The sequence below is a fragment of the uncultured Sphingomonas sp. genome (assembly GCF_946477935.1).
Taxonomy (GTDB): Bacteria; Pseudomonadota; Alphaproteobacteria; order Sphingomonadales; family Sphingomonadaceae; genus Sphingomonas.
This window is the reverse complement of the sequence record NZ_CAMLAC010000235.1, coordinates 1-5,617: the sequence shown is the minus strand read 5'-3', so window position 1 is coordinate 5,617 and position 5,617 is coordinate 1. Positions and strand designations below refer to the sequence as shown.

The window sequence follows — 5,617 nt, the reverse complement described above, 5'->3', positions numbered from 1 at the left end:
GTCACCTGCCATCCTGCGGCCGCCAGTTGCAGCGTCTTGCCGCCCGGCGCGGCTGCTGGGGCAGGGGGCGGGGCGCGTGCTGGACCTGTGTGCCGCACCGGGCGGCAAGACGCTGCAACTGGCGGCCGCAGGATGGCAGGTGACCGCGCTGGACGCATCGCCGACCCGGCTGGAGCGGCTGCGCGCGAATCTGGAGCGTACCGGACTGGCGGCGGACGTGGTGTGCGCCGACGTGCTGCAATGGGCACCGCCCGCGGCCGTCGATGCGATCCTGATCGATGCGCCGTGCAGCGCGACGGGCATCTTCCGCCGGCATCCGGACGTGCTGTACCGCGTCCGCCCATCAGTGATCGCGGAAATGGCGGCGTTGCAGCGCAAGATCCTGGCGCGGGCCGCCGGATGGCTGCGGCCGGGCGGGCGGATGGTCTATGCGACCTGCTCGCTGGAACCGGAAGAAGGCGAGGCGCAACTGGAGGCGTTCCTGGCCGCGCATTCCGACTACACGGTGGTCGATGTGGAAGCACCGTTATCGGTCGGCAAATCAACACCCTATATCCGCACGCTGCCCAGCGATCTGGCGGAGAACGGGCGGTGCGACGGCTTCTTTATCGCGCTGCTGGAACGCAACGGCTGACTTAACCTTTCATTAGCCCTAGAGACCATCCCCCATGCAGCCCGTCCGTATCGCTCCGTCCATCCTGTCCGCCGACTTCGCCAAGCTGGGGGAGGAGGTGCGCGCCATCGACGCCGCCGGCGCGGACTGGATCCATATCGACGTGATGGACGGGCATTTCGTGCCCAACATCACGATCGGCCCGGCGGTGGTGAAGGCGCTGCGCCCGCACACGACCAAGCCGTTCGACGTCCACCTGATGATCTCGCCGATCGACCAGTATCTGGACGCCTTTGCGGAGGCGGGTGCGGACACGATCACGGTGCACCCCGAGGCGGGGCCGCACATCCATCGCACGATCCAGCACATCAAGGGGTTGGGCAAGCGCGCCGGCGTGGTGCTGAACCCCGCGACGCCGGCCAAGATGCTGGATTACCTGATCGACATGGTCGACCTGGTGCTGGTGATGAGCGTCAATCCCGGCTTCGGCGGGCAAAGCTTCATTGACAGCCAGTTGAAGAAGATCGCCGCCATTCGAAAGATGATCGAGATGAGCGGCCGGGCGATCGACCTGGAAGTGGACGGCGGGGTCGATGCCACCCATGCCCGGCGCTGTATCGAGGCGGGCGCGGATGCGCTGGTGGCGGGCACCGCGGCGTTCCGGGGCGGTCCCGACAGGTACGCCGCCAATATCGCGGCCCTGCGCGGATGAACCAGCCGCTGGATGCGCCGGACGGAATCGAAGAGGGCAAGCGCCTGGTCCGCGTCGGCGGGACGAGCGGCCTGTCGCTGGCGGAGCGGCTTGCCGAGCGTTTCCACCGGCTGACCTGGCGGACGCCGATCCACGGCATGCGGCTGAAGGGCCGGCATCCGTTGAAGCTGATCGCGGTGCCCGACGATCCCGTGCTGGGCGATGCCACGCGCGGCTATGCGCTGCTCGACGGCTTCGTCCGCTATCGCGGGGCCGAGCGCGAGATCGACAAGCTGTGGTTCACGCAGGCCGGGCTGACCGGGCCGATCGCCGAGTATCTGCATGGCTTCGCCTGGTTGCGCGACCTGTCCACCGTGGCGACGCGGCAGCAGGGTGCGCCGGTGGCCGAGTTCCTGATGGGGCGCTGGCTGGATGCGCATGCCGAGACGGTGGATGCGCTGGCGTGGCGGCCCGATCTCTGGGGCCGCCGCATCCTGTTCTGGACCAGCCATGCGCCGCTGATCCTGTCATCCAACGACCTCGTCTATCGATCCAAGGTGCTGAACGCCATGGCGCGCGGGGCACGGCATCTGGACCGCGGCGCGGACAAGGCCCCGGCGGGTGCACCGCGGATTGCCGCCTGGTGCGGTGTGGTCGCGGCGGGGCTGCTGATCCCCGGTGGCGAGCCGCGCCTGACCTTTGGCGAGGTGGGCCTCTCGCGCGCATTGGGCACCGGCCTGTTCGACGATGGCGGATCGGTGTCGCGCAGTCCCGGCCAGTTGCTCGATTCGATCATGCTGCTCGCCATGCTGCGCGAGGCCTATGCCGCAGTGGGCAAGACCCTGCCCGAAGATGTCGCGGCGACGCTGCAGCGGATGGTCTCGGCTTTGCTGGGCGTCATGCATCCCGATCGGGCGCTGTCGAGCTGGCAGGGGGCCGGCCCCGAACAGCCCGAACAGATCGCCGCGATCATCGAGGCGTCGGGCGTGCGCACCCGGCCGCTGCGCCAGCCGCGCAACTGGGGCTATCAGCGTCTTGCCGGCGGCGGTGCGGTGCTGGTGGTCGATGCCGCCCCCCCGCCGATCGCACAGATGGTGGACGGCGGCTGCGCCTCCACGCTGGCGTTCGAGTTTTCGGACGGGCCGGAGAGGATCGTGGTCAATTGCGGCGGCGCGCGGGCCGCGGTCGAGCAATTGCCGATGCGCCTGGCGGACGGGCTGCGCACCACCGCGGCGCATTCGACGCTCGTGGTGGGCGATTCGAACTCCACCGCGATCCATGCCGACGGCACGCTGGGCCGGGGCGTGGGGCAGGTTGAACTCAGCCGCCAGGAATCGGAGGCTGCCAGCCGGATCGAGGCGAGCCACGACGGCTATGTCCGCCGCTGGGGCTTCGTTCATCGCCGGCAATTGCTGTTGACCGGCGACGGACGCGAACTGCGCGGTGAGGACGCGTTGTTGCCGCAAGGGCGCAAGCGGCGCACCGGCACGACGCCCTTCGCGCTACGCTTCCATCTGGGCGAAGAGGTGGAGGCGGTGCTGAGCCCGGAAGGGTCGGCGGCGGTGCTGCGCATGACCAGCGGCGCGCTGTGGCAGTTCCGTTGCCGCGGCGGCGCGCTGGTGATCGAGGATTCGCTGTGGATCGATCCCGACGGTCGCCCGGTCGAAACGCAGCAACTGGTCGTCACCGGTGAGGCGCCGGCGGGCGGCGGGCATGTAAGCTGGGCCTTGAAGCGCGCGCTCTGAGCGTTACAGGGCTTCGGCGGTGTTCCCCTCCACTCCCGGAGCCCCGATGACCCAGATTTCCGTAAAGCGCGCCCTCCTGTCCGTATCCGACAAGACGGGGGTGATCGACCTTGCCCGCGCGCTTGCCGATCGGGGCGTCGACCTCGTCTCCACCGGCGGCACCGCCAAGGCGATCCGCGATGCCGGCCTGCCCGTGCGCGACGTCTCCGACGTCACCGGCTTTCCGGAGATGATGGACGGACGGGTCAAGACGCTGCACCCGATGGTGCATGGCGGCCTGCTCGCGGTACGCGACGATGCGGAGCATGCGCGCGCGATGGAGGAGCATGGCATCGGTGCGATCGACCTGGTTGTCGTCAACCTCTACCCTTTCCAGCAGACGGTGGCCAAGGGTGCCGAGCGCGACGAGATCATCGAGAATATCGATATCGGCGGCCCGTCGATGGTGCGCTCGGCGGCGAAGAACCATGCCTATGTCGCGATCCTGACCGATCCTTCCGACTATGACGGTTTCCTCGCCGAACTGGCGGCGAATGACGGCGCCAGCGGCATCGACACGCGCCGCCGCCTCGCCGCCAAGGCCTATGCCGCAACCGCGGCCTATGATGCGGCGATCGCGCAATGGTTCGCCTTTGCCGACCAGGGCGAGGCGTTCCCGGCGACGCTGCCCATGGCCTATACCCGGCATCACGAGCCGCTGCGCTATGGCGAGAACCCGCATCAGGTAGCCGCCCTCTACCTGCCGCAAAAGGGGGCGCGAGGGATCGCGCAGGCCGAGCAGTTGCAGGGCAAGGCGCTCAGCTACAACAATCTGAACGATGCCGATGCTGCGCTGGAGATGGTGTCGGAGTTTATCGACGGGCCGCCCACTGTCGTGATCGTCAAGCATGCCAATCCGTGCGGCGTGGCGAGCGGTGAGACGCTGCTCGACGCGTACAAGGCGGCGTTCGCCTGCGACACCGTATCGGCGTTCGGCGGCATCATCGCGTGCAACCGGCCGCTGGATGCGGAAACCGCCGAGGCGATCTCGGGCATCTTCACCGAGGTGGTGGTGGCGCCCGATGCCAGCGCTGAAGCACGCGAAATCTTTGCCCGGAAGAAGAACCTCCGGCTGCTGCTGTCGGGTGCGTTGCCCAATCCGGCGCGGCCCGGCCTGATGGTGAAGTCGATCGCCGGCGGTCTGCTGGTGCAGAGCCGCGACAATGGTCGGCTGACCGACGACATGCTGAAGGTGGTGACGAAGCGTGCCCCGACGACGCAGGAACTGGCCGATTGCCGCTTCGCCTGGACGGTCGCCAAGCATGTGAAGTCGAACGCGATCGTCTATGCCAGGGGCGGCAGCACGGCGGGCGTGGGCGCCGGCCAGATGAACCGGCTGGAATCAGCGCGCATTGCCGCTTGGAAGGCGAAGGATGCGGCGGAGAAGGCCGGGTGGGCCGAGCCGCGCACGATCGGCTCGGCCGTGGCGTCGGATGCGTTCTTCCCGTTCGCCGACGGGCTGCTCGCCGCCGTCGAGGCGGGTGCGACCGCAGTGATCCAGCCGGGCGGATCGATCCGCGACGACGAGGTGATCGCCGCCGCCGACGAGGCCGGGCTGGCGATGGTCTTCACCGGCATGCGCCACTTCCGGCATTGATCGGAAGGCTCCTCCCGCCAGGCGCGGGAGGAGCCTTTTTACCGCGTCACCCCGCCAGCATGCGGCAACGTCGCTTCCTCGGCGTCGGGCATCTTGCCGAACAGGGCGCGGTCGGCGGGGCCGAAGGCGAAGCGCCAGAGAACGAACAGATAGGTTGCCAGGATCGCCGGTTCGCCGACGACAAGCTCCACCCATTCCAGCCGCGGCGGCAGCGCGGTGAAGCCCACGCCGACTACCATTGCGGCGCCCACCGCCCATAGAAGCGGCCAGCGCAGCGGTGAAACGGATGCGTTCAGGATGCGCGACAGCAGCGTCGCCTTCACGATCGAGGTGATGCCGAGGCTGAGCATCAGTGCGACCGCGGGGCCGGCGGCCTGCCATGTCGCGGGCCAGCCGAGCGCGCGCATGCCGAGGATCAGCGCGAAGCTCAGGCCCACCTGTACGCCCAGCATGACGATCGAAATCATCAGATTGCGGTGGCGCGCGGTGTAGACCAGCGCCGATTCGCATACCGCGCCCGTCGAGGCGAGGACTTCGGCAGTCAGCAGGAAGGCGAGGGCGGCGGTGCCGGCCACGAATTGCGGGCCGACGACGCCCATCACCGCCTCTCCCGGGATCGACCCCATCAGCGCGAGGCCGCCTTGCGCCGCCATGATCCAGAACGCGACCTGGCGCACCTGACGCGCGATCGCGCCATAGTCGCGCACCGCGAGGCTCTGGGTGATGACGGGTCCGAGGATCGGGTCGAAGCTGGTCTTCAGCTTCTGCGGCAGGCTGGCGACCTGTTGCGCCATGTAATAGATGCCGACGATCTTGGGTTCGAACATCACGCCGAGGATGAAGCGGTCGACGTTGCGGCTGCCCCATTCGAGGGCGTCGGCGCCGGCGAGGGGGGCGTTGGCGCGGGCGAGGGCGAAGAGCTGGGAGAGTTC

General features: G+C 68.6%; 5 protein-coding genes. 4 read left to right on the top strand and 1 reads right to left on the bottom strand.

What is annotated here, in order from left to right; genetic code table 11:
- From Q0U08_RS17335 to purH, 4 genes are all read left to right on the top strand, one after another.
- The coding region (locus Q0U08_RS17335) for an RsmB/NOP family class I SAM-dependent RNA methyltransferase (protein ID WP_298092880.1) at positions 1-634 on the top strand (634 nt) is incomplete at its 5' end.
- Positions 635-668: 34 nt separating this feature from the next.
- Entirely contained in the window at positions 669-1,325 is a 657-nt protein-coding gene (gene rpe, locus Q0U08_RS17330; protein ID WP_298092879.1) for a ribulose-phosphate 3-epimerase, read from the top strand.
- Complete coding sequence (locus Q0U08_RS17325; protein ID WP_298092877.1) at positions 1,322-3,049, top strand: heparinase II/III family protein; 1,728 nt, start codon at positions 1,322-1,324, stop codon at positions 3,047-3,049. The genes rpe and Q0U08_RS17325 overlap by 4 nt, the downstream gene beginning before the upstream one ends.
- A gap of 46 nt (positions 3,050-3,095) precedes the next feature.
- Positions 3,096-4,685, top strand: coding sequence for a bifunctional phosphoribosylaminoimidazolecarboxamide formyltransferase/IMP cyclohydrolase (purH, locus tag Q0U08_RS17320; protein WP_298092875.1), 1,590 nt, complete (start codon positions 3,096-3,098; stop codon positions 4,683-4,685).
- A 38-nt stretch (positions 4,686-4,723) separates the two neighbouring features.
- Here purH and Q0U08_RS17315 read toward each other — a convergent pair.
- Positions 4,724-5,617, bottom strand: an 894-nt coding sequence (locus tag Q0U08_RS17315; protein ID WP_367271156.1) for a lipopolysaccharide biosynthesis protein, incomplete at its 5' end; no start/stop codon positions are given.